This is a genomic window from Microcella indica (assembly GCF_013414345.1).
GTDB classification, from domain to species: Bacteria; Actinomycetota; Actinomycetes; order Actinomycetales; family Microbacteriaceae; genus Microcella; species Microcella indica.
On record NZ_CP058670.1, the window covers coordinates 2,226,374 to 2,251,851 of the forward strand.

Annotated in this window: 22 protein-coding genes; 7 read left to right on the plus strand and 15 right to left on the minus strand. The window is 68.8% G+C overall.

Annotated features, from left to right (window positions below; genetic code table 11):
- Positions 1–38: 38 nt before the first annotated feature.
- A complete protein-coding gene (locus HUJ41_RS10820) occupies positions 39–836 on the minus strand; it encodes a DeoR/GlpR family DNA-binding transcription regulator (RefSeq protein ID WP_179873978.1) in 798 nt (265 codons plus the stop codon).
- A 132-nt stretch (positions 837–968) separates the two neighbouring features.
- Between HUJ41_RS10820 and galT the strand changes: the two genes are divergently transcribed.
- Positions 969–2,075, plus strand: a complete 1,107-nt coding sequence (galT, locus tag HUJ41_RS10825; protein ID WP_431356466.1) for a galactose-1-phosphate uridylyltransferase — start codon at positions 969–971, stop codon at positions 2,073–2,075.
- Positions 2,068–3,252 carry a galactokinase gene (galK, locus tag HUJ41_RS10830; RefSeq protein WP_179872567.1) on the plus strand — a complete coding sequence of 395 codons (1,185 nt, stop codon included), beginning with the start codon at positions 2,068–2,070 and terminating at the stop codon, positions 3,250–3,252. The genes galT and galK overlap by 8 nt, the downstream gene beginning before the upstream one ends.
- Here galK and HUJ41_RS10835 read toward each other — a convergent pair.
- Positions 3,249–4,730, minus strand: a complete 1,482-nt coding sequence (locus HUJ41_RS10835; RefSeq protein WP_431356486.1) for a malate:quinone oxidoreductase — start codon at positions 4,728–4,730, stop codon at positions 3,249–3,251. The two genes, galK and HUJ41_RS10835, sit on opposite strands and share 4 nt — an antisense overlap.
- Before the next feature lie 51 nt (positions 4,731–4,781).
- Between HUJ41_RS10835 and HUJ41_RS10840 the strand changes: the two genes are divergently transcribed.
- Positions 4,782–5,588: a sulfite exporter TauE/SafE family protein gene (locus HUJ41_RS10840; protein WP_179872569.1), complete on the plus strand. Its 807-nt coding sequence runs from the start codon at positions 4,782–4,784 to the stop codon at positions 5,586–5,588.
- On the opposite strand, the gene HUJ41_RS10845 is transcribed toward HUJ41_RS10840, so the two are convergent.
- The 4 genes from HUJ41_RS10845 to HUJ41_RS10860 all read right to left on the minus strand — a co-directional run bounded on the left by HUJ41_RS10845 (position 5,585) and on the right by HUJ41_RS10860 (position 9,482).
- Entirely contained in the window at positions 5,585–6,247 is a 663-nt protein-coding gene (locus HUJ41_RS10845; protein WP_179872570.1) for an SGNH/GDSL hydrolase family protein, read from the minus strand. The genes HUJ41_RS10840 and HUJ41_RS10845 overlap by 4 nt on opposite strands.
- 61 nt (positions 6,248–6,308) lie before the next feature.
- A complete protein-coding gene (locus HUJ41_RS10850; RefSeq protein ID WP_281363098.1) occupies positions 6,309–7,085 on the minus strand; it encodes an SGNH/GDSL hydrolase family protein in 777 nt (258 codons plus the stop codon).
- A gap of 5 nt (positions 7,086–7,090) precedes the next feature.
- Positions 7,091–8,137: an aspartate-semialdehyde dehydrogenase gene (locus HUJ41_RS10855; protein WP_179872571.1), complete on the minus strand. Its 1,047-nt coding sequence runs from the start codon at positions 8,135–8,137 to the stop codon at positions 7,091–7,093.
- Between the two features lie 79 nt (positions 8,138–8,216).
- Positions 8,217–9,482, minus strand: a complete 1,266-nt coding sequence (locus tag HUJ41_RS10860; protein ID WP_179872572.1) for an aspartate kinase — start codon at positions 9,480–9,482, stop codon at positions 8,217–8,219.
- A gap of 1,076 nt (positions 9,483–10,558) precedes the next feature.
- Here HUJ41_RS10860 and HUJ41_RS10865 point away from each other — a divergent pair.
- The gene (locus HUJ41_RS10865) at positions 10,559–11,860 is read left to right on the plus strand and encodes an ISL3 family transposase (protein WP_179872018.1); all 1,302 of its coding nucleotides are present in this window, start codon (positions 10,559–10,561) and stop codon (positions 11,858–11,860) included.
- Here HUJ41_RS10865 and HUJ41_RS10870 read toward each other — a convergent pair.
- Positions 11,849–12,376 carry a DUF3800 domain-containing protein gene (locus tag HUJ41_RS10870; protein WP_179872573.1) on the minus strand — a complete coding sequence of 176 codons (528 nt, stop codon included), beginning with the start codon at positions 12,374–12,376 and terminating at the stop codon, positions 11,849–11,851. The two genes, HUJ41_RS10865 and HUJ41_RS10870, sit on opposite strands and share 12 nt — an antisense overlap.
- 21 nt (positions 12,377–12,397) lie before the next feature.
- Complete coding sequence (locus tag HUJ41_RS10875) at positions 12,398–13,624, minus strand: type ISP restriction/modification enzyme (protein WP_179873995.1); 1,227 nt, start codon at positions 13,622–13,624, stop codon at positions 12,398–12,400.
- A gap of 20 nt (positions 13,625–13,644) precedes the next feature.
- Between HUJ41_RS10875 and HUJ41_RS10880 the strand changes: the two genes are divergently transcribed.
- Positions 13,645–14,897 (plus strand): IS3 family transposase gene (locus HUJ41_RS10880; RefSeq protein ID WP_179872076.1). Its coding sequence is split into 2 segments (ribosomal slippage): positions 13,645–13,927 and positions 13,927–14,897, totalling 1,254 coding nucleotides; the frame shifts between segments, so codons are not numbered across the junction.
- Here the strand turns inward: HUJ41_RS10880 and HUJ41_RS10885 are convergent.
- On the minus strand, positions 14,833–16,803 hold the full coding sequence (locus HUJ41_RS10885; RefSeq protein ID WP_218925612.1) for an N-6 DNA methylase: 1,971 nt from the start codon (positions 16,801–16,803) through the stop codon (positions 14,833–14,835). The two genes, HUJ41_RS10880 and HUJ41_RS10885, sit on opposite strands and share 65 nt — an antisense overlap.
- Entirely contained in the window at positions 16,697–17,065 is a 369-nt protein-coding gene (locus HUJ41_RS10890; protein ID WP_179872575.1) for a hypothetical protein, read from the minus strand. Before HUJ41_RS10890 ends, HUJ41_RS10885 begins: the two co-directional genes overlap by 107 nt.
- Before the next feature lie 77 nt (positions 17,066–17,142).
- Here HUJ41_RS10890 and HUJ41_RS10895 point away from each other — a divergent pair, with 77 nt between their 5' ends.
- Positions 17,143–17,964 carry a DUF8758 domain-containing protein gene (locus HUJ41_RS10895; protein ID WP_179872576.1) on the plus strand — a complete coding sequence of 274 codons (822 nt, stop codon included), beginning with the start codon at positions 17,143–17,145 and terminating at the stop codon, positions 17,962–17,964.
- 6 nt (positions 17,965–17,970) lie between these two features.
- Here the strand turns inward: HUJ41_RS10895 and HUJ41_RS10900 are convergent, their stop codons facing one another.
- From HUJ41_RS10900 to HUJ41_RS10910, 3 genes are read right to left on the minus strand one after another with little or no spacing between them, the layout of a single operon-like run.
- Positions 17,971–18,429, minus strand: coding sequence for a DUF488 domain-containing protein (locus HUJ41_RS10900; RefSeq protein WP_179872577.1), 459 nt, complete (start codon positions 18,427–18,429; stop codon positions 17,971–17,973).
- 56 nt (positions 18,430–18,485) lie between these two features.
- On the minus strand, positions 18,486–19,085 hold the full coding sequence (gene recR, locus HUJ41_RS10905) for a recombination mediator RecR (RefSeq protein ID WP_179872578.1): 600 nt from the start codon (positions 19,083–19,085) through the stop codon (positions 18,486–18,488).
- A gap of 11 nt (positions 19,086–19,096) precedes the next feature.
- Positions 19,097–21,292: a DNA polymerase III subunit gamma and tau gene (locus HUJ41_RS10910; protein WP_179872579.1), complete on the minus strand. Its 2,196-nt coding sequence runs from the start codon at positions 21,290–21,292 to the stop codon at positions 19,097–19,099.
- A 79-nt stretch (positions 21,293–21,371) separates the two neighbouring features.
- Here HUJ41_RS10910 and HUJ41_RS10915 point away from each other — a divergent pair, with 79 nt between their 5' ends.
- Complete coding sequence (locus HUJ41_RS10915) at positions 21,372–22,013, plus strand: SDR family oxidoreductase (RefSeq protein WP_179872580.1); 642 nt, start codon at positions 21,372–21,374, stop codon at positions 22,011–22,013.
- 22 nt (positions 22,014–22,035) lie between these two features.
- On the opposite strand, the gene HUJ41_RS10920 is transcribed toward HUJ41_RS10915, so the two are convergent.
- Positions 22,036–23,163 carry an acetate kinase gene (locus HUJ41_RS10920; RefSeq protein ID WP_179873997.1) on the minus strand — a complete coding sequence of 376 codons (1,128 nt, stop codon included), beginning with the start codon at positions 23,161–23,163 and terminating at the stop codon, positions 22,036–22,038.
- The gene (gene pta / locus HUJ41_RS10925; RefSeq protein ID WP_179872581.1) at positions 23,160–25,337 is read right to left on the minus strand and encodes a phosphate acetyltransferase; all 2,178 of its coding nucleotides are present in this window, start codon (positions 25,335–25,337) and stop codon (positions 23,160–23,162) included. Before pta ends, HUJ41_RS10920 begins: the two co-directional genes overlap by 4 nt.
- Positions 25,338–25,478 lie beyond the last annotated feature (141 nt).

The following is a 25,478-nucleotide window of genomic DNA, read 5'->3' on the forward strand; positions in this document are numbered from 1 at the left end:
CCGTTCAGACTAGCGACGAGCGCGCGGCCGATCGCCACTCACGACGTCGCCGTCGGGGTGACGGCGAACCCGGCCTCGCGCAACTCCGCGAGGCGCGCGGGCTCGAGGGCGTCGTCGGTGATGAGCTCGTCGAGCTCGTCCGTGGTGGCGACGCGCCCGACGTGCACCTGGCCGATCTTCGAGGAGTCGGCGACGAGGATGCGCCGCGCGGAGGCCGCGACCATGCGCCGCTTGACCTCCGCCTCGGGCAGATTCACGTTCGTGACGCCGTGCTGGGCGTGCACGCCCGTCGCGCCGAGGATCGCGGTGTCGGCCCGCACATCGTCGAGCAGCGTCGTCGCGAGAGGGTTCACGAGCGAGTGCTGCAGGGAGCGCAGGGTACCTCCCGTCACGACGACCGTGAAGCGAGGGATGGCCGGCTCGAGCGCGAGGGCGATCGCGAGCCCGTTCGTGATGACGACGAGCTCGGCGAGATCACGTCGATCGACGAGCGCGTGCGCCACGGCGAGCGTCGTCGACCCGACGTCGAGCAGCACGCTCTCCCCCGAGGTGATGCGCGAGGCCGCCTCGACGGCGATTGCCCGCTTGCGTCGGCTCGCGCGAGCGCTCGACTGCTCGAGGCTCGACTCGCGCGCGGTCACGAGGCCGCGCGGCATGGCGCCGCCGTGCACCCGCGTGATGCGGCCCTCGGCCTCGAGCGCCGCGAGGTCGGTGCGCACGGTCACCTCGCTCACACGCGTCCGCCGCGCCAGATCGGTCACGCGGGCGAAGCCGCGGCGCGACACCTCGGCGGCGATGCGCTCGCGTCGGGCGGGGGCGGAGTCGGCCACGGGCATCCTCTTGTCAGCGTTCGGTCGTCGGGTTTGCATCAGCGGCGGAGTCAGAGCTGGGTGGGCGCCTTCGGAAGTCTCCGATATCGAAGGCGCCCATCTTGCGCAATCGTAAGCCATACGCCGTAGCATCGGCGGGTGCCCATCACCTTCCGCTCCACTCTTCTCGCCGACGGCCGCGAACTCATCTACGTCGACGACGCCGACACGACGCTCGGGCCCGAGCGCTCGGTCGACGCGCGCATGCTCGACCCGCGCCCGGCGACCGCGAGCATGCGGCAGGACCCTCTCACGGGCGAGTGGATCTCGATCGCGAGCAACCGCCAGAACCGAGTGTTCCTGCCGCCCGCCGATCAGGACCCACTCGCGCCCCAGACCGCCGCGAACCCGAGCGAGGTGCCGGCGCGTTACGACGTCGCGGTGTTCGAGAACCGCTCGCCGAGCTTCGGGCCGGCACTCGAGGACGCCGATGCGCCGCGCGACCTCGCCGACCTCGCCGAGATCGGTCTCGAACGCTCGCGCACGAGCGTGGGCCGCTGCGAGGTCGTGTGCTTCTCACCCGAGCACGAGGGATCCTTCGGGTCGCTCAGCGTCAGTCGCGCCCGCACGGTCATCGAAGCGTGGGCGCAGCGCACCGAGGCTCTGAGCGGGATGCCCGGAGTGCAGCAAGTCTTCCCCTTCGAGAACCGCGGGCAGGAGATCGGGGTGACTCTCCCCCACCCGCACGGCCAGATCTACGCCTACCCCTTCGTGACCCCGCGCACGAGCGCACTGCTGCGTGCGATCGACGCCCAGGGCGACGACCTCTTCGCGCGACTGCTCAAGAGAGAGCAGCGCGGGCCGCGCGTGCTGCTGCAGGGCGAGCACTTCACGGCATTCGTGCCCTTCGCGGCGCGCTGGCCCATCGAGATCCACGTGCTCCCTCACCGGCACGTGCCCGACTTCGCCGCTCTCACGACCGACGAGAAGGACGAGCTCGCGCCGTTCTACCGTCGGCTGCTGCGCGGCCTCGACGAGCTCTACCCGACCCCGACCCCGTACATCGCGGCGTGGCACCAGGCGCCCGTTCACGTCGGGCGCGACACCGTGCGGCTCATGCTGCAGGTGACGAGCCCCCGCCGCTCCGCTGACAAACTGAAGTACCTGGCCGGCTCTGAGGCGGCGATGGGCGCCTTCATCGGCGACGTCGCGCCCGAGGCTCAGGCCGAGTTCCTCCGCTCCGGAATCGAGAAGGTGCATGACTGACATCCGCGACGAGGCCCGCGAGGGCTTCGAGGCCGTCTTCGGCCGCGCCCCCGACGGTCTGTGGTCGGCGCCCGGCCGCGTCAACCTCATCGGCGAGCACACCGACTACAACGAGGGGTTCGTGCTGCCCTTCGCGATCGACCGCCGCACCCTCGTCGCCCTCGGAGTGCGGGAGGACCGCATGCTGCGCGTCGCGAGCACGTTCGCCGACGAGGCAGTCGAGATCCCGCTCGACGAGCTGCTCGCGGGCGCGGATGGCGCGGCACCGGCGCCGGGTGCTCTCGGCGGCTGGTCGGCCTACCCGCTCGGTGTCGCGTGGGCGCTCGGCGAGTCGGGCGCCGACCTCTCGGCTGTGCCCGGGCTCGACCTCTTCATCGACTCCGACGTGCCGGTGGGCGCGGGGCTCTCGTCGTCGGCGGCGATCGAGTGCGCGGTCGCCCTGGCCCTCAACGACGTGTGGCGGCTGGGCCGTGATCGGGCGCAGCTCGCGCGCGTCGGGCAGCGCGCCGAGAACGTTGCCGTCGGCGCGCCGACGGGCATCATGGACCAGTCGGCGTCGCTGCTCGGCGCCGCCGATCACGCGGTGTTCCTCGACTGCCGCAGCCTCCTGAGCGAACTCGTGCCGCTCGGGCTCGCCGAGGCGGGGCTCGCGATTCTCGTCATCGATACTGGCGTGAAGCACGCGCACGCCACGGGCGGGTACGGCGAGCGCCGGTCCGCGTGCGAGCGCGGGGCGACGGCGTTGGGCGCATCCTCTCTGCGGGACGTCACCGTCGACGACCTGCCGCGCGCGCAGCAGCTGCTCGACGACGTCACCTACCGCCGCGTGCGGCACGTCGTGACCGAGAATCAGCGAGTGCTCGACACGGTCGCGGTGCTGCGCGATGCGGGCGCGGCGGGCATCGGCGACCTGTTGGATGCTTCGCACCGCAGCATGCGCGACGACTTCGAGATCTCCGTACCGGAGCTCGACCTCGCGGTCGAGACCGCGGTTGGCGCGGGGGCTCTCGGTGCCCGCATGACGGGCGGCGGATTCGGCGGCTCGGCGATCGCGCTCGTGCGCCTCGACGATCTCTCGCGCGTGCAGGTCGCCGTCGACAACGCGTTCGGAGAGCACGGCTACGAGCAGCCCGACACGTTCCTCGTCACGGCCTCCGACGGCGCGACCCGCAACTAGCGGGCGATCGCGAGCGACGCGGCGGTCTCCGTGAGCAGGCGCTTCGCGAGCTCCGGGTCGGAGGAGACGGTCGTGCCGTAGGACGGCACCATGCGCTGCAGCTGCGGACGCCACTCGTCGATGCGATCCGGGAAGCAGCGCTCGAGCACGTCGAGCATGATGGGCGCGGCCGTCGACGCTCCCGGCGAGGCTCCGAGCAGGCCCGCGATCGTGCCGTCAGCCGAGGCGACGACCTCCGTGCCGAACTGCAGCACGCCGCCCTTGACGGGATCCTGCTTGATGATCTGCACGCGCTGGCCGGCCGTGAGCTCGTACCAGTCCTCGCCGCGCGCGTTCGGGTAGAAGTCGCGCAGCGCCTTCTCCTTGTCGGAGCGGCTCGCGAGCAGTTCGCCGATGAGGTACTTGAGCAGGTCGAGGTTGCGCAGCGCGACCTGCAGCATGGGCACGAGGTTGTGCCAGCGGATCGAGCCGAAGAGGTCGAACCACGAGCCCGTCTTGAGGAACTTCGGGGTGAAGCCCGCGTAGGGCCCGAACAGGAGGCTCGTCTCACCGTCGACGACACGCGTGTCGAGGTGCGGCACCGACATGGGGGGCGCGCCGACCGAGGCCTTGCCGTAGACCTTCGCGCGGTGCTGGGCCACGATCTCGGGTTTGTCGGTGCGCAACCACTGACCGCTCACGGGGAACCCGCCGAACCCGCGGATCTCCTTGATGCCGCTCTTCTGCAGGAGCGGCAGCGCGTGGCCGCCTGCGCCGACGAAGACGAACTTGGCCGTCACCTCGACGGGGGTGCCCCCGACCTCGTGCCGCAGGCCGAGGCGCCAGCCCCGCTCGCCGGCACGCGAGATCGACGTGACGCGGTGCTCGAGGTTGAGCTGCGCGCCGCCGTCGACGAGACCGTCGATGAGCATCCGCGTCAAGGCGCCGAAGTCCACGTCGGTGCCGGCCGCGATCCACGTCGCCGCGATCGGCTGGGTCTTCGACCGGCCGGGGATCGTGAGCGGCGCCCAGCGGCGGATGACCGCGGGGTCTTCGCTGTACTCGAGCCCCGCAAAGAGCGGGTGGTCCTTGAGCGCCTCGAAGCGCTTGCGCAAGTAGTCGACGTTGTCGCGGCCCCACACCATGCTCATGTGGGGCGTCGACGCGAGAAACGCGCTCGGGTCGGGCAAGCGGCCCTCGGCGACGAGGTACGACCAGAACTGGCGGGAGACCTGGAACTGCTCGTTGACGGCGACGGCCTTCGAGATGTCGATCGAGCCGTCGGGCAACTGCGGCGTGTAGTTGAGTTCGCACAGTGCGGCGTGGCCGGTGCCCGCGTTGTTCCACGGGTTCGAGCTCTCGCGCGCGACATCGCCGAGGCGCTCGTAGATACGGATGTCCCAGTCAGGCTCGAGCTGCTGCAGCATGGTGCCGAGAGTGGCGCTCATGATGCCGCCGCCGATCAGGGCAACGTCGATGTGGTCAGTCACACTCGCCAGTTTACTCGCGCCCGTCGGGCCGCCCTCCACCGCGCCGCTAGGCTGGCTGGCGTGATTCTGCCCCTTCTTGCGACCGGAGCAATGGGCGGGGTTCTTGCCGGCATGTTCGGGGTCGGCGGCGGCATCATCATGGTGCCGCTGCTCATGCTGTGGGCGCGCATGGATCAGCGCCAGGCCGCCGCGACGTCGCTCGTCGCGATCGTGCCGACCGCCGTCGCGGGAGCGACGACGTACGGCATCGCGGGCGAGATCGACCTCGTCGCCGCTGCCCTCGTCGGCGCCGGCGCCTTCGCGGGCGCGCCGCTCGGCGCCTACCTGCTGCGGGCGCTGCCGCTCGCGTGGCTGCGCTGGGCCTTCATCGTCGGGATGCTCATCGCCGCATCCCGGCTGATCCTCGTCGAGCCCGAGCGCGGCAGCGACATCGACCTGAGCGTGCTCATCTCGCTCGGCCTGCTGCTGCTCGGCATCGTCATGGGCGTCGCCGCCGGCATGTTCGGCATCGGCGGCGGCGTCATCGCCGTGCCCCTGCTCATCGCGGTCTTCGGCATGGGCGACCTCGCGGCGAAGGGCACGTCGCTCGCGGCGATGATCCCCGCCGCGATCTCGGGCACGATCCCGAACCTGCGCGCCGGCCTCGTGGATGTTCGGCAGGGGCTGATCGTCGGCATCGCCGCCGTGCTCGCCTCCCAGGGCGGCGTCGCCCTCGCCTTCCTCGTGCCGCCCGCGCTCTCGGGCATCCTGTTCGGCTCGCTGCTCGTGCTCGTCGCCGGGCAGCTCGCGATCCGGGCAGTGCGTGCGGGGCGTCGCGAGCGCCGGGAGCGGGACGATCGGGACGGCGACGACCGCCCGACGCCCTAGAGCCCGAGCTCGAGGAGCGCCGCGTCCATGCGCCGCGTCATCTCCGCATAGCCGTCGTCATTGGGGTGGAGGCCGTCGGCGGCCATCTCGCCCTGCCGACCCTGGATCCAGGTCGAGGCCCCCGGAATATAGTCGGCGCCGTAGCGCTCGGCCGCATCCCGCACCCAGTCGATGATGATCTGCACCGACGGCGGGCGCTCGCTCGTGTACCAGAAGGGCTCGACGACGATGAAGCGCGCGTCCGGCAGCGCTTCGGTCAGGCGGCGCAGGTCGGCGTCGATCTGCGACTCGATCGCGTCAGCGGCGAACGAGTAGCTGAAATTGTCGTTGAGACCCATCGTGATGACGACGATGTCGGGGTCGGCGTCGATGATCATGCTCGGCAGGTCGCCGTCACCGACGAGCTCGCGATTGTTGATGAAGCCGAGACCGTTGACGCTCGGGTTCACCTCGACCCAGCCGCGGCTCTCGCTGATGCGCGTCGACCAGCGCACGCTCGGATCGCTCGCGCCCGTGCCGAGCGTGTACGAGTCGCCGTAGAACGCGACGACGGGGCCGTCGCCCGTGGCCTGCGGGGTCGGGGCAGGCGACGCGCAGGCCACGAGGCCCGCGGTAGCGAGCGCGGTGGCGGCGGCGAGCAGGGCGGGATGACGGCGCATAGTCACTATTCGACGCCGGACGCCTGAGGGTTGGCCGTGCCCCCGCGGGCCCCGGTCCGCCTCACAGGTCGCCAGCAACGACGGCGTCGAGGCGCGGGCGCTTCGGCTCGCGGGAGTCTCCCGAGGAGCGGCCCGTGAGTCGTCGGCCGATCCACGGCAGCACGTAGCGGCGCCAGTACTCGGCCGTGCGCGGGCGCTCGAGGTCGTCGCCGGCGTCGGGCGCGCCCTGCGCGGCATCCGCACCCGCGATGGGCACCTCGAGAGCCGCGAGCACGTTGCTCGCAGCGATCGCGTGGCCGCGCGCGTTCAAGTGCAGGCGATCGATCGACCAGTAGTGCAGCTGCGGCAGCCGGGGGTCGAACCAGTTGTCGACGAACACGACGTCGGTACCCACCAGGCGCGTGCGCACGGCCTCGGCGAGAGCATCCCCTCGCCGCTCGAAGGCCGCACCGAGCGGCAGGTGACGCGTGGGGTTGCCGCCGCTCACGACCATCGTGCGGATGCCCGCCTCGCGCGCCGCGAGCGCCGCCGCGACGAGTCGGTCGGCGACCGCCGCGATCGAGACGCGCGGGCGCAGGATGTCGTTGCCGCCGCCGTTGATGCTCAGCAGCTGCGGGCGCAGAGCCATCGCGGCGGGCAGCTGCTCGTCGAGGATGGGGGCGAGCAGTCGCCCGCGGATCGCGAGGTTCGCGTAGCCGATCGGCTCGCCCGCGGCATGAGCGAGCGCCGCCGCGACGAGGTCGGCCCAGCCGCGAGGCGTGCCATCCGGACGCTCATCGCCCATGCCCTCGGTGAAGCTGTCGCCGATCGCGGCGTAGCTGGCCACCGGGGCGGGCACGCGACCTACTTCTGGGCCGCGACGAGTTCGGCGATCTGCACGGCGTTGAGCGCGGCGCCCTTGCGCAGGTTGTCGTTGCTGATGAACAGCGCGAGGCCGCGACCGCCCGGCACGCCCTCATCGGCACGGATGCGCCCCACGAGGCTCGGGTCGACTCCCGCCGCGTCGAGCGGGGTCGGCACGTCGGCGAGCTGAACACCGGGCGCCTCCGCGAGCAGCTCCCGGGCGCGCTCAGGGCTCAGCGAACGGGCGAACTCGGCGTTGATCGCGAGCGAGTGGCCGGTGAACACGGGCACGCGCACGCAGATGCCGCTGACCAGAAGCTCGGGCAGCTCGAGGATCTTGCGGCTCTCGTTGCGCAGCTTCTTCTCCTCGTCCGTCTCACCCAGACCGTCGTCGACGAAGCTGCCGGCCTGCGGGATGACGTTGAAGGCGATCGTCGTGGGGAACTTCTGACCGGCCGGGAAGTCGACGGCGCGCCCGTCGTGCACGAGCTCGATCGCGTCCTGGGCCACCGCGGCGGTCGCCTGCTCGAGCAGCTCCTCGCCGCCGGCCAGCCCCGCTCCGGACACGGCCTGGTAGGTACTCACGATGAGGCGCTGCAGCCCGGCCTCGGCGTCGAGAACCTTGAGCACGGGCATCGCGGCCATCGTCGTGCAGTTCGGGTTCGCGATGATGCCCTTGACCGCCTGATCGATGGCGTGCGGGTTGACCTCGCTCACGACGAGGGGCACCTCGGGGTCCATCCGCCAGCCGGACGAGTTGTCGATGACGGTGACGCCCGCCGCCGCGAAGCGCGGGGCCTGCGCCTTGCTCGTCGTCGCACCCGCGCTGAAGATCGCGATGTCGAGCCCGCTCGGGTCGGCCGTCGCGGCGTCTTCGACCGTGATCGGGGTGCCGTCGAAGTCGATGGTCGTGCCGGCGCTGCGGGCGCTCGCGAAGAAGCGGATGCTCGCGATCGGGAAAGCACGGTCGACGAGAAGCTGGCGCACGACGGCGCCGACCTGTCCAGTGGCGCCGACGACGCCGAGATTCACGGGGGTGGGGCTCATGGCGTCAAGCGTAGCCGGGGCGCAGGGGTGGCTCGGCCGTGTGGCGGCTTCGCGCGGGTGGATGGCCGAGGTGCGGTGCTCAGCGCCCGCTACCGGCGTAGACAATCGCCTCGGCGTCGCCGTCCAGGCCGAAGGCGGTGTGCACGATGCGCACGGCGTGGTGCAGGATGTCGGCGCGCGTGACGACGGAGATGCGGATCTCGGAGGTGCTGATCATCTCCATGTTGATGCCCGCATCCTTGAGCGCCGTGAACAGCTGGGCCGAGACGCCCGCGCTCGTGCGCATGCCGCCGCCGACGACGGAGAGCTTGCCGATCTGATCGTCGTACTGCAGAGACTCGAAGCCGTAGTCCTCCTGCTCGGCGCGCAGAGCGGTGAGCACCTTCTCGCCGTCGGTCTTCGGCAGGGTGAAGCTGATGTCGGTGCGGCCGGTCGCGGCGGCCGAGACGTTCTGCACGATCATGTCGATGTTGGCGCCCGTCTTCGCGACGGTCGTGAAGATGTCGGCGGCCATTCCCGGGGTGTCGGGAACACCGACGACCGTGATCTTCGCCTCGCTGAGGTCTCCGGCCACTCCCGTGATGATGGGCTCTTCCACTTTCTCTCCCTTTTTCGGGGTGATGACGTACGTGCCCTCGGCGGGCGTGAACGACGAGCGCACGTGCAGCGTCACGCCGTGCCGCCGCGCGTACTCGACGGCGCGGATGTGCAGCACCTTCGCCCCCGCGGCCGCGAGCTCGAGCATCTCCTCGCTCGTGACGCGATCGACCTTGCGGGCGAGCGCGACGATGCGCGGGTCGGCCGTGAAGACGCCGTCGACGTCGGTGTAGATCTCGCACACGTCGGCCTCGAGCGCCGCGGCGAGCGCGACGGCGGTCGTGTCGCTGCCGCCTCGACCGAGGGTCGTGATGTCGCGGCTGTCACGGTTGAACCCTTGGAAGCCTGCGACGATCGCGATGGCCCCGTCGTCGAGCGCCTCCCGCACGCGCACCGGGGTGACGTCGACGATGCGGGCCTGCCCGTGCTGAGCATCCGTGATCATGCCCGCCTGGCTGCCCGTGTACGAGCGCGCCTCGTAGCCCATGCTCTTGATCGCCATCGCGAGGAGTGCCATCGAGATGCGCTCGCCGGTCGTGAGCAGCATGTCCATCTCGCGCGGGTCGGGAATCGGCGCGACCTCGTGCGCGAGGTCGATGAGCTCGTCGGTCGTGTCGCCCATCGCGCTCACCGCGACGACGACCTCGTTGCCCGCCTTGCGCGTCTCGACGATGCGCTTCGCGACCCGCTTGATGCTCTCGGCGTCCGCGACCGAGGAGCCGCCGAACTTCTGCACGATGAGACTCACGAATCGAACTCCTGGAAGGCGGTGGCGGCGGGCGAGGGGATGCGCGGCTCGGGCGCATCGGAGAGCGTGCGGCGCAGCACGAACCCGGGTGTCGAGTCTAGCGCCGCCTCATGCGCGCGGTGGAATGCGCGAGCGTGGCTCAGTGCTGTTGATCGACAGGACAAGGTAAGCAGTTGGCAGATCGCGGAGAATGGGATCGACGCGCCTGTGCGATAGGTCTTGGGAGGGGGCTGCAGTGTCGAGTGACATGACCGGTGTTGAGTTCGCTCAGGTTCTTGCGGAGGCTCAACCGCACTTTCCGGTATCAGACGCCTACGAGCGTGCTCACTTGCCGGGGACACACTGGTGGAGCAGCCAGCAAGAGCACGTCGTTGCGTGGCTCAACGAGATCGACGGGCCGGGAGCGTATGGCCGCGCTAGCCGTGGGCTAGGTGCTCGACACTTCTACACGCACTTCCAATGCGCACCGGCCCTGCTCTGGGTCGCCGAGGCGCTTGGCGAGGACAACGACGTGGTTCACGCGGCTGCTCGTGCCGCGGGCGGCCAAGGGCGACCGGCCACACAATGCGCTGCCATTCGAAGAGTCATCCCGTGGTCGAGAATCGAGAGCCTGGTTCGGAAGACGTAGCGCACCGATGAGTCTACTTTGGTAGACTTTGCGCAAGTGGACTGGGGTTGCTCGGTCGGCGTCTAGCCCCTGGTGAACCGGGGGCTTTTCGCTTACGTAGGGTATATCTTGAGCCCATAGCCGTGGACCTTGCCGCTCTTCGACCTCACCAACTTTTTCTCCAGGATCGACCAAGCGTGGTTCTCCTGGTTCGGGCGTAGGTCGCGGATACCGATCGGTCTAGCAACGAGGTCGGCGATCTGTAGACCTGCACTGTTGATCTTCTTGTCGACGCAAAGGAAGTCCAGCGTCTGGGCCAGGCCGAGGTACTTGGTCGAGTCGAGAATTCGCCTAAAGGGGCTCTTCGCAGTTGAGGGGGTAGGTCGGTAGCGCGTCGGGGTCTGGAGACAGGGTCGAGGTCTTCCAGGATGGAAGTTCTTCAGGCTCACCATCCGAGAAAGACCTCGACGTGCTCAACGCTACCTTCGACCCCGCCGATCTGACTGTCTTCTGCCGTCTCGAGGAGCTCGGACTCGTGGTCGCCGGGCAGCGGATCGAGGCACATCGGGCGGTGTTGGAGTGCCGGATCGTGGAGCCGGACCAGTGGTGCCGGTGGTGCGGGGCGGAGGGTGTCTCGCGCGGCACCGAGGCGAGACGGCTCGCGCATGTCCCGTTCGGCGAGCGGCCGACGACGTTGCTGGTGCGGGTGCGCCGCTACCGGTGCTCGGGATGCGGCAGGTCGTGGCGGCAGGACAGCACCGCGGCGGCTGAGCCGAGGTCGAAGCTGTCCCGTGGAGCGCTCACCTGGGCGCTCACCGCGCTCGTCGTGGACCATCTCACGATCAGCCGAGTCGCAGCTCGGCTCGGGGTGTCCTGGCACACGGCCAACAGTGCTGTTTTGGAGGAAGGCCGTCGGAGGCTGATCGGCGATCCGGCCCGCTTCGATGGGGTCACCGTGATCGGTGTCGATGAACACGTCTGGCGGCACACGAGGTTCGGGGACCGCTACGTGACCGTGGTCATCGACCTGACCCCGGTGCGTGACGGGACGGGTCCGGCGCGGCTGCTGGACATGGTCGAGGGCCGATCGAAGCCGGTGTTCAAGACCTGGCTCGAGCAGCAGTCCCCGGCGTTCCGGGCCGGGATCGAGGTGGTCGCGATGGATGGGTTCACCGGCTTCAAGACCGCCGCCGCCGAAGCCCTCCCCGACGCGATCGAGGTGATGGACCCGTTCCACGTCGTCCAGCTCGCCGGCGACGCCCTCGACCGCACCCGGCAACGCGTCCAACAGCACACCCTCGGCCACCGCGGCCACGCCGGCGATCCGCTCTATGGTGTTCGCCGCGCCCTGCACACCGGGGAAGCGTTCCTCACCGACCGACAGCGCGCCCGCATCGAGGCGGTGTTCGCCATCGACGAGCATGTCGAGGTCGAGACCACCTGGGCCGTCTACCAGAGCATCGTCGCCGCCTACCGGCACCCCGACCGAGCCGCCGGGCGCCGAGCCCTGCAAGCGGTGATCGACTCGCTGCGTCACGGCGTTCCCGAAGTCCTCGTCGAGCTGGGCAAGCTCGGCCGCACCCTGCATCGCCGCGCCGGCGACGTGCTGGCCTATTTCGACCTGCCCGGCACCTCGAACGGTCCAACCGAGGCGATCAACGGCCGACTCGAACACCTCCGCGGCAGTGCGCTCGGCTTCCGCAACCTCAGCAACTACATCGCCCGCAGCCTGCTCGAAAGCGGCGGATTCAGACCCCACCTACCCGCTTGATTGCGAAGAGCCCCTAAAGGCGAGTTCCAGCTCTTTGTCTTCATTTCGACCTCGGCCTTCAAACACTACGTAGGTCTTCTTGCCGACCTGCCCACGATCCTGCAATTGAAGGAAGACGCGTTCGAGCCCAAACTCCAGCGCAACTTCGTATGGGCTGATCTGTGTACCGCGACGTTCTCGAAACTCGTGTTTGCGGATTACCGAGGCGACGATGCCAAATCTCGACGAACTAATGAGCGCATCTAGGCTCGACATGAATCTCGACCGCACCGCACCGTTGAGAAGCACGTCGAACGGATGCAACTCTCGCCGAATGTCCCGCTCGTGTAGCACCACCATGTCGTGACCAAAAAAATCGAACTTGAGGCGCTGAACGGTAGGGACAACGTGCTCGACATAGTGGTCGATCCTGAAGATGCAGAACGCCAGCACGAACCGCGGGTATTGCGGATCAAAATCGACCAGGTTGTGGTCGCCGCTCTCATCGACATAGACGATGTAGTCACCGCGTCTCATGTCTCGTAAACGCCCCGTTGCCTATGAGCCGTCGTCGCCGAAGATGTCGAGGGCGTCGGCGGAGACCTTGCGGCGCGGCTTGCGATCGTTGCGCGACTCGGGCCACCTGACGCCTGCCGCCGCCAGCTCGTCCTTGGTGATGAGCTCGCCGCCGAGTATCTGCTCGAGCAGCTCCGCCTGCGCGGGCTCGAGGCTGACCAGCCGCGTCAGCACGGTCAGCAACTCGGTGAATTCGAGCGTCCATTCGTGCGGCCACTCATCGATGTGGATGTCGTCGAGCGGGCTCGTCTTCTTGCCACCGGGGTTCTTCTTGCGGTACTTGAACCAGCTGCCGATGACGTTCATGCCGCCCACGGTGTAGTCGAACACCTCGCGCGGCACCGGCCCCCAGGCCCCATTGCGTGCGCCGTCGTCGTCGGTGAAGACGACCTGACCGCGCGCGTCGTCGTACCGAAGCTTCACGGGCATGGTGGTGACGGCCTCGAGAGACTTGGGCTGGGCATCCATCGGCCACCCGCTGCGCACGTTGCCGTCCTCGCGCCCCGAGGCGGGATCGACGTAGCGCTCGGCGTAGGTGTGCAACCAGATCACTTCGCGCCCGATCTCAACGGCCTTCTGCCACAGCGTGGCATTGCGCGTGATCGGAACCCGCACACCGGGCGTCGTCAACTCGTCGACGAAGGTCTCCGTGAACGCTGGCTGCGCGACGACTCCCGCCACGTAGGCGAGCAGGTCATGATGGTCGGCCTGGATGCTCGCTTCCGATGCGAGCCCGTCCAGAAGCCCCGGTGCGAGGTTCGGAGAACCGTCGGGGTGCAGCATCGGGAGCGTACGACCGCCGCGGTTGTTGAAGTGATGGAGGTCCGGAATCAAAGCGGAGAAGACGATGCCGGGACCGTCCTTGATCGCATCCGAATGCTGTTCGACGGAGAAGACGTTCTTGGATGCCCTGGCTTCCCAAAGCGTGGGTCTGGGCATGTCTAGAATCCGAGCGTCGCCGACCAACCACTGACGGTCGAAAGTCCGGTAGCCGACGCGGACGATGGCTGGGCTTTCCATTGACTCGAGGAGGGGACCATCGTCGGGAGACGCGCCTGGGCTCTCTAATGGAGCAACGCGCTTGGAAAGCGTGCGGTCACGTGTCTCCTTGAAGAGCGTCGGCCCTTCCGGAGTGCGAATTGCTGCACGCAGCCGGTCCCACCGTCGGCGCAGAGTGCTGAATCCCCCCGGCGTGTTCGGAGACTCGATTCCTTGGAAGGATCAGTCTCATGGCACGACCCAACAAGTATCCGCGCGAGCTTCGTGAGCGCGCAGTCCGCATGGTCGCCGAGGTGCGGCCTGACTATCCCAGCGAGCACGCCGCGATCACCGCGGTCGCCGGCATGCTCGGCATCGGCTCGCCCGAAACGGTCCGAACCTGGATTCGGCGGCAGCAGGTCGATGTCGGCCAACGGCCGGGGGTGACCACCGAGGCGCAGGCGGAGATCAAGAAGCTCAAACGAGAGAACGCCGAGTTGCGGCGGGCGAACGAGATATTGAAGGCGGCTTCGGCTTTCTTCGCGGCCGAACTCGACCGGCCAGCGAAGCGATAGTCGCGTTCATCACCGACCACAAGGACCGCAATGATGGTGGCCTGCGATGGGGTGTCGAGTCGATCTGCGCCGTGCTCACCCAGCATGAGGTGAAGATCGCCCCATCGACCTACTATGACGCCCGCAAGCGTCGACCCTCAGCGCGGCAGGTGTCCGATGAGCGGTGGAAGCCGATCGTGCTGGGCTGCTGGCAGCGGCAACGGCGCGTGCTGGGCGCTCGGAAGCTCTGGTTGCGTCTGCGCCGCGAGGGCCACGACATTGCCCGTTGCACGGTGGAGCGCCTCATGCGCGAGCTCGGCATCGCTGGCGTGCGACGTGGGAAACGCACCAATCCGGTCGATGCTGACCCGCGCGAGACCAGACCTGCCGACCTTGTCGATCGGCATTTCGCCAGGTTCCGCACGAACCAACTCTGGGTCGCTGACTTCACCTACGTGTGGTCGTGGTCCGGATGGGTTTACGTCGCGTTCGTGTTCGATGTTCACTCCCGCCGCATCCTGGGCTGGCGGGCGGCGACGAGAATGACGACGCCGCTGGTGCTCGACTGCCTGGAGATGGCGTTCTGGACCAGGCGCCGCGAGGGCGTCGCCGACTTCGCCGGACTGACGCATCACACCGATGCCGGCAGCGTCTATACGTCCATTGCCTTCACCGACCGCCTGATCGAGGAAGGCATCGACCCCTCGGTTGGATCCGTCGGCGACGCCTACGACAACTCCCTCGCGGAGTCCCAGATCGGACTCTATAAGACCGAGTTGATCCATCACGAAGGGCCCTGGCGAAACGTCGATCAGGTCGAGGCCGCGACCGCGGACTGGGTGCAGTGGTTTAACACCGAACGCATCCACAGTTCGATCGATGACCTCACCCCGATCGAACTGGAGCAGCTCGAATATGCTCTGACCGAGCCCCTCGAACAAGCGGGCTGACACCAGCAATACGCTCTCCGAACACGCCGGGGGGATTCATGCTTTCATTTGGCGCGTATGGCCAACCTCGATTTCCAGTAACTCCCGGGCTAAACCAAGGGTATATCTCGCCGAAAGCGGGACAAGCGTCCCAGTCGGCGGAGCCGACCGTGAACGGATCACTCCACCCTGTACGGGCGTCTTCCCACCCTTCATGGAGGCTCATGGCCGCAAGCGCCGCAAATTTCTCTGCTTGGGACCCGCTGATCGACCGGTAATGGATACGCGCCGGAGACGTCTGATCCCGCTCACCTCTCCGAAGGAACAACCCGATGGCAAGCGGTTGCTGGACGCCAGGAAAGATTCGCGTTCTCACCTCGGGGCGAATCCCCTCGGGCGTCAGGTCGACGATCCAGCCCTCATCCGAGACGGACCTCAGGTATCTCCTCATGCCCCGGAACGCGGGCCCACGGAGGTAGCCGGCCGTAGAAATGAAGCAGACAACTCCAGTGTGGTCGGCGGTTGATTCGAAGACCTTCCAAGTGGCCCACCGCCAGAAATAGACGTATAGATTCTTGAGATTGAACTCATGCTGCCCGTTGCCGGGCATCCGGAAGTCGTCGAGTTTCGCCTTCGCGACCCTCTTCTTGTCGTTTCGAGTGGCGGCCGAGCCCTTCTCGATCCAGCCGCCCATGCCCTCGGCGCGCTCAGCGTAGGGCGGGTTGCCGATCACGACCGTGACCGGGACATCAGACTTGATGCGGTTGGCCTGCCGCTTGCTCTCGGAGATCGCGGCGAGCCCGGACGAGATCGCGGTGACGTCGGCCGCGGGATCAGAGAGGGTGTCCGCCACGTATGTGCGCATACCGCCCTCCGGCGGCTTTGCCGCATAGCTGTGCAGTAGGTCGGTGGTACGCAGTTCGGCAACCGTGTACGAGCCAAGCTGCAACTCGAAGCCGATGAGGCGGGAAGCTAACTCCGTAATCGTGCCGGGCACGGCCCCGGGGCCGTCGGTGTGCTCAACCTTCTCGGCGACGTGCTCGATGATCGAGTGCATGAAAGTGCCCGTACCCATCGCGGGGTCGATCGTCGTCACGCTCGGGTCGAGAAATCCCTTCGGCTTGCCGAGCTTCGTGACAAGCGCCTCCTCAGCCAGCCGCACCATCTGATCGACGACCTCGTGGGGCGTGTAGTAGGTTCCGGTAGCCTTGCGCAGCTCGGGGTCGTACTCGGCGAGGAAGTTCTCGTAGAGGTGGAGATATGTGTCCTTCTTCTTGCGAACCGCATCCCACTGCACGGCACCGATGACACGGCGTAGCAGGTCGATGGTCGGAACGAAGTCGCCCTTCACATCGTTTGTGAGCAGCTGCAGAGCCTTGCCCATGAGCGAGTGATCGGCACCCAGCTGCTGGCCGACCTCGTAGAGGCTCGTGGATTCGAGATCGATCCTCTCGGTGCGAGCAAGCAACAGGGCAAAAGTGACGGTCTGCGCATAGCCGTCCGCGAAGACCTCGTCGCTCGCATCGGGGAAGAGCAGCTTGCGCCAGTCATTCGCCAGACCCAAGAAGAGCTGCTCGTGCTGTGGGGCACCCGCTTTCACCCGCGCGGTCTCGAGTGCGAGCTGTTCGATCACCTTCGTGCGGAGCATCCGTGTGATCGGAGCGATCGTGCTGACGAGCTTCGCCACCGTCTTGATGGGAACCGGGTGCCAGTTCAGGAAGTCAGACACGAGGTGGGCGAAGTTCGCGTCAGGCGCGAGCGCGGAGCCCGCCTGGTCGAGCGGACCTCCGGTGAGCTGCGCGACCAGCGCGGGCTGCGACTCACCGCGATAGAGCCGCCACTCGGAACCGTTCGTGTAGATGAGGTTGGGAAGGTCCTTCAGGCGATTCCACTGCTCGCGGTTGTGACCCAAAAGTACTCGGATCAAGCGAGAGACCGGCCTTCTTCACCTCGATGTAACCGACGACCGCGCCCTTCACGCGCACGGCGAAGTCGGGCCGCGAACTCAGCTCGGTCAGGTGCGCCTCGCCGTCGAGGATGGTCTTCTTGCCGCCGAACTCGCCTACCGCAGTGATGAGGTGCTCGATGGGAACCCGCAACGCTTCTTCGGGCTCGCCGGTGCCTGCAAGCTTCTCCTTAAGCTCGACGCCGTAGTCGGCGACAAGTTGGGAGATCTTCGCATCGAGCATGCAGCCATTCTGTCGCAGAGGGACGACAGTGCGGACAACGCAGTCGCTGTGTCGGAGGTGAGCATTACTGTGCGGCCATGGATGTGATTGCCGAGAAGGCGCAGGTTCTCATCACGGTTAAGACCACCCCGCAACCGTCGACGAAGTACAAAGACGTCGTATGCACCGCGGGCGTGCGGCTTGGCGAGGGCGGGCCGCGCTGGATCCGCCTCTACCCGATCCCCTTCCGCTACCTCGACACCGACCTTCAGTTCAAGAAGTACGACGTGATCGAGCTCGAGATTCGTCGCCGCCACGAAGACTCTCGGCGCGAGAGCTACTCGCCCGATTGGTCGTCGGTGCGCAAGGTCGACCACTACGACCCGTGGGAGCGCCGGGTCGACGCTCTGCGCGACCTGCCGCTCACGAACACCTGCGAGCTGAGCGCCGCGGCGAAGCTCCACCATGCGGCGCCTTCTCTGGGCTTGGGAGGCGTCGCAGACATCACCGGCATCCACTTCGAGACTCATCCGGGCTGGAATGAGAAGCAGAAGGCCATCCTGAGCCGGGCACTTGAAGAAGTTGACCTGTTCGGCACGGGCGAAGGCACCAAGAAGCTCGAGGCCCCCCGCCTAGTCGCGACGTACCGCTATCGATGCACTGCGCCTGCCTGCGATGGCCATCGTGGCCAGATACTCGACTGGGAACTGACGGCGCTACAGCAACGCTTCCGATCCGCCACCGACCTCGAACTCAAGCGCCACATCGAAACGAAGTTCCTCGATGAGATGTTCAACTCGAAACGCGACACCCACTTCTTCATGGGCAACTTCGAGGCGCCCATCAAGCGTGACAAGTTCAGCGTGCTGGGAGTCTGGTACCCCCGAATAACCGATGTGGAGACACTGCCCTTGTTCTAGGCGGTTCTAGACGCCCGCCGGCTGGTGCAGTGCGTGGAGTGCCGCTTCGACCCGCTCGATCACCAATTCACGATGACACTCGTGCTGTTCCTTCTCGAAGCACATCACGCCGACGACTCTCGCGGAGGCAAGTGCCGTGATCTCCGCAATCGCGGACATCGCGTCCGCAGTAGAAATCGAGGCCCCGTATCGGTTGCGGGCGGCGTCACCAGCGCGCGACCCCGGCAACGCGAACCCGTCGCGGTTGTCCCGCGGGTTGCCCAACACAGGAAAGTGGAGATAGTCGACGCCAGCTTCGGCCAAGGCCGCGCGGAGTCCGTTCTTCGAGAAGCCAGGCTTTCGAGAGAGCGCGTTGAGCCGAACATCCACGACTACGGAGACGCCCTGCGTCAAGACGTGACTGCAGAACTCGTCTATCGACAAGCCCTCGTATCCCAGCCCGATCATCCCCACACCATCTCCCATGAGCGCGATTGTTTCACGCGAGCATGAAGGTGACCGCCGACACCCGCGTCGATCGGTCAGCGCTCGACCGTGCGGCGCCCCTCGAAGGCGCGGCCGAGGGTGACCTCGTCGGCGTACTCGAGGTCGCCGCCGACCGGCAGGCCGCTCGCGAGGCGGGAGACGCGCAGGCCGGGCTGCACGAGGAGGCGCGTGAGGTAGGTCGCGGTCGCCTCCCCCTCGAGGTTCGGGTCGGTCGCGATGATGACCTCGGTCACTGTGCCGTCCTGCAGGCGGGTCAGCAGCGAGCCGATGCGCAAGTCGTCGGGGCCGATGCCGTCGATGGGGCTGATCGCCCCGCCGAGCACGTGGTAGAGCCCTCGGAATTCGCGCGTGCGCTCGATCGCGACGACGTCCTTGGCCTCCTCGACGACGCAGATCGACGCCGGGTTGCGGCGCACATCGCGGCAGATGGAGCACTGCGCCTCCTCCGCGACGTTGCCGCAGATCTCGCAGAACCGCACCTTCTCGCGCACGTCGACGAGCAGCTGCGCGAGCTTCGCGACGTCGAACGACTCGGTCTGCAGGATGTGGAACGCGATGCGCTGCGCCGACTTCGGGCCGATGCCGGGCAGGCGCCCGAACTCGTCGATCAAGTCTTGGATGATGCCGTCGTACACGCTTGCTCGTCTCAGGGTTCGTCGGGGCCCGGGTCGTCTGGGCCCTGGCTGTCTGGGTAGTACTCGGGTGGAGCATCCGCGTCGGAGGGCGCGTCGGGGTCGTACGGTGCGGCCGGCGCGGCGGAGGGCGCGACGTGGTCGGACGCCCCGACGAGCGACACTGCGGGTTCGAGCACCTCCTCGGCGAGGAACGTGGCACCGAGCACCTCGCGCACGACGGACTCGCCGTAGCGCTGCTTGCCGCCGATCTCGGAGACCGGTGCGGGCCGCGGAGCGGGTGTCGGGGCCGCCTCGGCGCCGGACCTCGACGAGCCTGACTTCCGCTCCGAAGTTGTGGAAGGCGAGCCGCCGTCGGCTGCTGCCGCGCTCGGCTCCTCCGGCTCGGGTGTCGCGGGTTTCTCGCTCGCGCCGGGGATCGCCGCCACCGACCAGCCGGTCACGGGCGCCGAGCTCGCTGGTGGCGCCGGCGGCGACTCGGGGGCGGCCTCCGCCGCGCGGAACGGCTCGGCCTCGGGCTCAGGCTCTGACGCGGGCTCGGGTTCCGGCGCCGGATCGGGGTCGGCAGGGGGCTCTGCCGGGGCGTCGGTCGGTGCGGCAGGCTCGGGCCGGGAGGCGCGGGCGGGCGCGTCCATCCGCACCAGGAACTTCACCCGCATGCCGAGCTCGCGCTGAATCGCGGAGCGCAGGTGCTCGTTCACGCTGTCTGCCGGGGAGGTGCGCTCCTTGAAGCTCGCGACATCGCTCTCCGCCGTGAACGCGAGCGTCAGCACGTCGCCCTCGAGGGCGACGGGCGTGGCCGTGTAGACGACGGTCCAGGAGCTGCGGCGAATCTTCTCGACCTGGCCCAGGATGCCCGGCCACGCGGCGACGACTCGCTCGAGCGTGATCGGCCCGGCGTCGACGGGCGCAGCGGCCGCAGGCTCGGGCGCTGCAGGCTCGGGCGCGACCGGCTCAGGTGTCCGGCGCGCGACATCAGGTGCTGGCGCTACGGCCGCCGACGTCGCAGGCCGTTCGGTCGCGGAGCGCGCAGCGGGCCCGGCAACCCCGCCGGCGATCTGCCGCTCGAGCTGCTCGACCCGCGCGAGGGCGCCTCGCGTCGACTCGTCGGCGGCGGGCACGAGCAGGCGCGCCGTCATGAGCTCGAGGTGCAGGCGCGGCGACGTCGCGCCCGTCATCTCGGTGAGGGCACGGTTGACGACGTCGGCAGCGCGGGACAGCTCGGCGGGGCCGAAGTGCCGGGCCTGAGCGCCCATGCGCTCGAGGTCGTCCTGAGGGATGCCGCGCAGAACGGCCGCGCCGTGGTCGGGCGTGGCCTGCACGACGATGAGGTCGCGCAGCCGCTCGAGCAGGTCGTCGACGAAGCGGCGCGGGTCTTGGCCGGTCTGGATGACCCGGTCGACGGCGCCGAAGGCGGCGGCGGCATCCCGGTCGGCGAGAGCGTCGACCACTTCGTCGAGAAGCGCGCCGTGCGTGTAGCCGAGGAGAGCGACCGCGCGCTCGTAGGTGACCGTGCTCTCGTCGGCGCCCGCGATGAGCTGGTCGAGCAGCGAGAGCGTGTCGCGCACCGAGCCGCCGCCGGCGCGCACGACGAGCGGCAGCACGCCCGGCTCGATCTCGACCTTCTCGCTGCGCGCGAGCTCGTCCACGTAGTCGAGCAATTGCGCGGGCGGCACGAGACGGAACGGGTAGTGGTGCGTGCGCGAGCGGATCGTGCCGATGACCTTCTCGGGCTCCGTCGTCGCGAAGATGAACTTCACGTGCTCGGGCGGCTCCTCCACGATCTTCAGGAGCGCGTTGAACCCCTGGGGCGTCACCATGTGCGCCTCGTCGAGGATGAAGATCTTGTAGCGGTCGCGCGCGGGGGCGAACACGGCGCGCTCGCGCAGGTCTCGGGCGTCGTCGACGCCGTTGTGGCTCGCCGCGTCGATCTCGACCACGTCGAGCGAGCCGCCGCCCTGGCGCGACAGCTCGACGCAGCTCGGGCACGTGCCGCACGGAGTATCGGTGGGGCCCTCGGCGCAGTTGAGGCAGCGCGCGAGGATGCGCGCCGACGTCGTCTTGCCGCAGCCGCGCGGGCCGCTGAACAGGTAGGCGTGGTTGACCCGGTCGTGCCGCAGCGCCGACCGCAGCGGATCCGTCACGTGCGACTGCCCGATGAGCTCGGCGAACGTCTCGGGGCGATAGCGACGGTAGAGGGCGGTGACCACGCCCCCAGCGTAGTCGCGACCCCCGTCGCGGATGCTCGCACTCAGGCCGCACGGATCCAGACCTGATCGAGTGGAGCTCATGCGTATTGCTATTGCCGGAGGACACGGCCAGATCGCCCGACTGCTCGCCCGCCGACTGGTGGAGGCCGGCCACGAGCCGCACGCCCTCATCCGCAAGCCCGAGCAGGCCGCCGACATCGAGGCCGACGGCGCGACACCCGTCGTGATCGACCTCGAGAAGACCGACGATGCCGGCCTCGCCGAAGTGCTCACGGGCTGCGACGCGGTCGTGTTCGCCGCGGGCTCCGGCCCGGGCAGCACGCCTGAGCGCAAGCTCACCGTCGACCGCGACGGCGCCATCCTGCTCGCCGATGCCGCCGTCCAGGCGGGCGTGACGCGCATGGTCGCCATCTCGTCGCGCCGCGCCGACTCCTTCGACCCGGACTCCGACGACATCTTCCAGATCTACCTCAAGGCGAAGGCCGAGGCCGACGCCGCCGTGCGCGCCCACGACGACCTCGACTGGACGATCGTGCGGCCCGGCGGTCTCACCGACGACGCCGGCACCGGCCAGGTCGAGATCGGCGAGAACGTGGAGGGGAGCATCCCGCGTGCGGATGTCGCCCACCTCGTCGCCGACCTGCTCATCAGCGGTCGCGGAGTGCACCAGCAGTTCGAGGTCGTCTCCGGGCCGACGCCCATCGCCGAGCTGCCCCTGTAGCGGGGCGCAGCACCGACGACGACTACGCGACGAGGGCGGCCGTCGCCCTCGCGATCGCGAGCTCTTCGTTCGTGGGCACGACGAGCACGGCCGGCCCATCGCCCGCGGGCGAGATGATGCGCGGGCCCTTCGCGACGCGCTCGTTGAGGAACCCGTCGACGTGCAGGCCGAGGTGCCCGAGCCGCTCGATCACGCGTGCGCGCAGGGCGGGGCTGTTCTCGCCGACGCCCGCCGTGAACACGACCGCGTCGAGGCCGCCCAGCTGAGCGAGATACGCGCCGATGTAGTGCCGGATGCGGTGGGCCCAGACGGCGAGGCCGGCCTCGGCGAGCGCATCTCCCCCGGCGGCAGCGTCCGTCACGTCGCGCATGTCGCCGTGACCGGTGAGGCCGAGGATGCCCGAGCGCTTGTTGAGCAGCGTGTCGAGCTCGTCGACGCTCACGCCGGCCACGCGGTGCAGGTGCACGAGCACCGCGGGGTCGAGGTCGCCCGAGCGTGTGCCCATGACGAGACCCTGCAGCGGAGTGAGGCCCATCGAGGTGTCGATCGAGCGCCCGCCGTCGATCGCGGAGGCCGAGGCGCCGTTGCCGAGATGCAGCACGATGAGCTTGAGCTCGTCGAGCGGGCGCCCGAGCAGCTCGGCCGCTCCGCGCGCGACGAACTCGTGGCTCGTGCCGTGAAAGCCGTACTTGCGCACGCCGTGCCGCTCGGCCACCGCGCGGTCGATCGCATAGGTATAGGCCTCCGCCGGCATCGACTGGTGGAAGGCCGTGTCAAAGACGGCGACGTGCGGCACCGCGTGCAGCACTGCGAGCGCGGCACGAATACCCGCGAGGTTCGCGGGATTGTGAAGAGGAGCGAGCTCGCTCACCGCCTCGATGCCCGCGACGACCTCCTCGGTCAGGAGGGCGGGCTCGGTGAAGGCGCTGCCGCCGTGCACGACGCGGTGGCCCACCGCGCCGATCGACGCCGCCTCGTCGCCCAGGCGGTCGAGGACGACGCGCATCCCGTGGACATGATCGGCCGCGTCGCCGCCCTCCTCGCCGAGGCGCTGCAGCAGGCCCGAGAGCACGACCTCGGCCGAGTCGACGTCGATGAGCTGGTACTTGATCGAGCTCGAGCCGGAGTTGACGACGAAGACGCGCATCAGGCGCCGTCCTCCGACGGGGCCTCGCCCGTGCCGCCGAGCGTCGAGATCGGCGTCGTCGGCGGCGGCGGCGTGCGCTGCGCCTGGATCGCCGTGATCGCCACGGTGTTGACGATGTCGCTCACGAGAGCGCCGCGGCTGAGATCGTTGACCGGCTTGCGCAGGCCCTGCAGCACGGGCCCGATCGCCACGGCGCCCGCCGATCGCTGCACGGCCTTGTAGGTGTTGTTGCCCGTGTTGAGGTCGGGGAAGACGAAGACCGTCGCCCGGCCGGCGACCTCCGAGTCGGGCATCTTCGTCGCCGCGACGCTCGGCTCGGCCGCCGCGTCGTACTGGATCGGCCCCTCGACGAGCAGGTCGGGGCGGCGCTCGCGCACGAGCTTCGTCGCCGCGCGCACCTTCTCCACGTCGTCTCCCGAGCCCGACTCCCCCGTCGAGTACGAGAGCATCGCGATGCGGGGCTCGATCGCGAACTGCTGCGCCGTCGCGGCGGAGGAGATGGCGATGTCGGCGAGCTGCTCGCTCGTCGGATCGGGGATGACCGCGCAGTCGCCGTAGACGAGCACGCGGTCGGCGAGGCACATGAGGAAGACGCTCGAGACGACGCTCACCCCCGGGTCGGTCTTGATGATCTCGAAGCTCGGGCGGATGGTGTGCGCCGTCGTGTGGGCGGCGCCGCTCACCATGCCGTCCGCGAGCCCCAGGTGCACCATCATCGTGCCGAAGTAGCTCACGTCGGTCACGACGTCGCGCGAGGTCTCGTAGCTGACGCCCTTGTGGGTGCGCAGCCGCACGTACTCCTCGGCGAAGCGGTGCCGCAGCTGCTCGTCGCGCGTGCTCGTGACCGTCGCGCTCGAGAGGTCGAGCCCCAGCTCGGCGGCGCGGGCCCGCACCTCGGCCTCCTCGCCGAGGATCGTGAGATCGACGACGCCCCGTCGCAGGAGCGTGCTCGCGGCCCGCAGCACGCGGTCGTCGTCGCCCTCCGGCAGCACGATGTGCTTGCGGTCGCCCCGCGCCCGCTCGAGCAGGTCGAATTCGAACATAAGCGGCGTGACGACCTCCGAGCGCGCGACGTCGAGCCGCGCGAGCAGCGCGTCGTGGTCGACGTGCGCCTCCCACAGGGCGAGGGCCGTGTCGTACTTGCGCTGCGAGTCGGCGGCGAGGCGGCCTCGGGCCTCCATGACGCGCAGCACGAGGTCGTAGGTTCCCGCCCCGCTGCGGATGATCGGCAGGGCAGGGTCGAGCCCGTCGACGAGCGACTGCACGGAGGCGGGCGTCTCGAAACCGCCGTACAGGATGACCGCCGCGACGCTCGGGAAGGTCTCGCTCTCGTGCGCCATGAGCACGGCGAGCAGCACCTCCGACCGGTCGCCGGGTACGAGCACGACCGCACCCTCCGTGAGGCGCGGCAGCACGTTCTCCATGGACATGCCGGCGACGACGACGCCGAGCACCTCCCGGCCGAGGAGCGCCTCGTCACCGCGGAGGAACTCGCCGTCGCAGGCCGCGATGACGCTCGCGACCGTCGGGGCGATGAGGTACGGATCTTCGGGGATCACGCTCACGAGCGCGTCGGAGGCGACCGCCTGGACGGCCGCGGTGATCGGGTCGGCGAGCGCAGCATCCGCCCGATTGATGATGACCGAGAGCAGCTGCGCGTGCTCGTGCTCGAGCTCGGCGACCGCGACATCGGCGACGCGACGCACGTCGTCGGCAGACCGCGGGCCGCTCTCGGCGAGACCCCGCCCACCGGACGCGCCGGAGAGCCGGCCGCCGAGGACGAGCACGACGGGCGCACCCAGGTTCGCGGCGACGCGCGCGTTGAACGACAGCTCGGTGGGGCTCGCGACATCCGTGTAGTCGCTGCCGACGATGACGACGGCGTCGCTGCGCCGCTCGATGGCCTTGAACCGCTCGACGATGACGGCGAGCGCCGCCTCCTGGTCGGCGTGCACCTCGTCGTAGCCGACGCCGATGCAGTCCTCGTAGTCGAGGTCGACGCCGCTGTGGCCGAGCAGCACTTCGAGCACGTAGTCGCGCTCGTCCTGCGAGCGGGCCACGGGGCGGAACACGCCGACGCGCTGCACCTGGTGGCTGAGCGTGTCGACGAGGCCGAGGGCGACGGTGGACTTGCCCGAGTTGCCCTCGGCAGAGGTGACGTAGATGCTGCGCGACATTGCCCCCAGCCTAGGCGCGCTTACGCGACCCCGCCCGGGCCTTTCGGTCCTTTACCAGCGCCATAACGCGCCGGTGTGCTCGCGCGCAAGCCCTGGCCCCGAGCCGAGCGGCCCGCCTACCGTGGGCCGTGCCGCTCGTGA

Bases quoted from the DNA above. Each gene is read 5' to 3' on its own strand.
- HUJ41_RS10900 (WP_179872577.1), bottom strand. From the start codon at position 18,429: ATGGGAGATGGTGTGGGGATGATCGGGCTGGGATACGAGGGCTTGTCG.
- HUJ41_RS10845 (WP_179872570.1), bottom strand. From the start codon at position 6,247: ATGCGCCGTCATCCCGCCCTGCTCGCCGCCGCCACCGCGCTCGCTACC.
- HUJ41_RS10855 (WP_179872571.1), bottom strand. From the start codon at position 8,137: ATGAGCCCCACCCCCGTGAATCTCGGCGTCGTCGGCGCCACTGGACAG.
- galK (WP_179872567.1), top strand. From the start codon at position 2,068: ATGACTGACATCCGCGACGAGGCCCGCGAGGGCTTCGAGGCCGTCTTC.
- HUJ41_RS10870 (WP_179872573.1), bottom strand. From the start codon at position 12,376: ATGAGACGCGGTGACTACATCGTCTATGTCGATGAGAGCGGCGACCAC.
- pta (WP_179872581.1), bottom strand. From the start codon at position 25,337: ATGTCGCGCAGCATCTACGTCACCTCTGCCGAGGGCAACTCGGGCAAG.
- HUJ41_RS10820 (WP_179873978.1), bottom strand. From the start codon at position 836: ATGCCCGTGGCCGACTCCGCCCCCGCCCGACGCGAGCGCATCGCCGCC.
- HUJ41_RS10890 (WP_179872575.1), bottom strand. From the start codon at position 17,065: ATGCTCGATGCGAAGATCTCCCAACTTGTCGCCGACTACGGCGTCGAG.
- HUJ41_RS10915 (WP_179872580.1), top strand. From the start codon at position 21,372: ATGCGTATTGCTATTGCCGGAGGACACGGCCAGATCGCCCGACTGCTC.
- HUJ41_RS10895 (WP_179872576.1), top strand. From the start codon at position 17,143: ATGGATGTGATTGCCGAGAAGGCGCAGGTTCTCATCACGGTTAAGACC.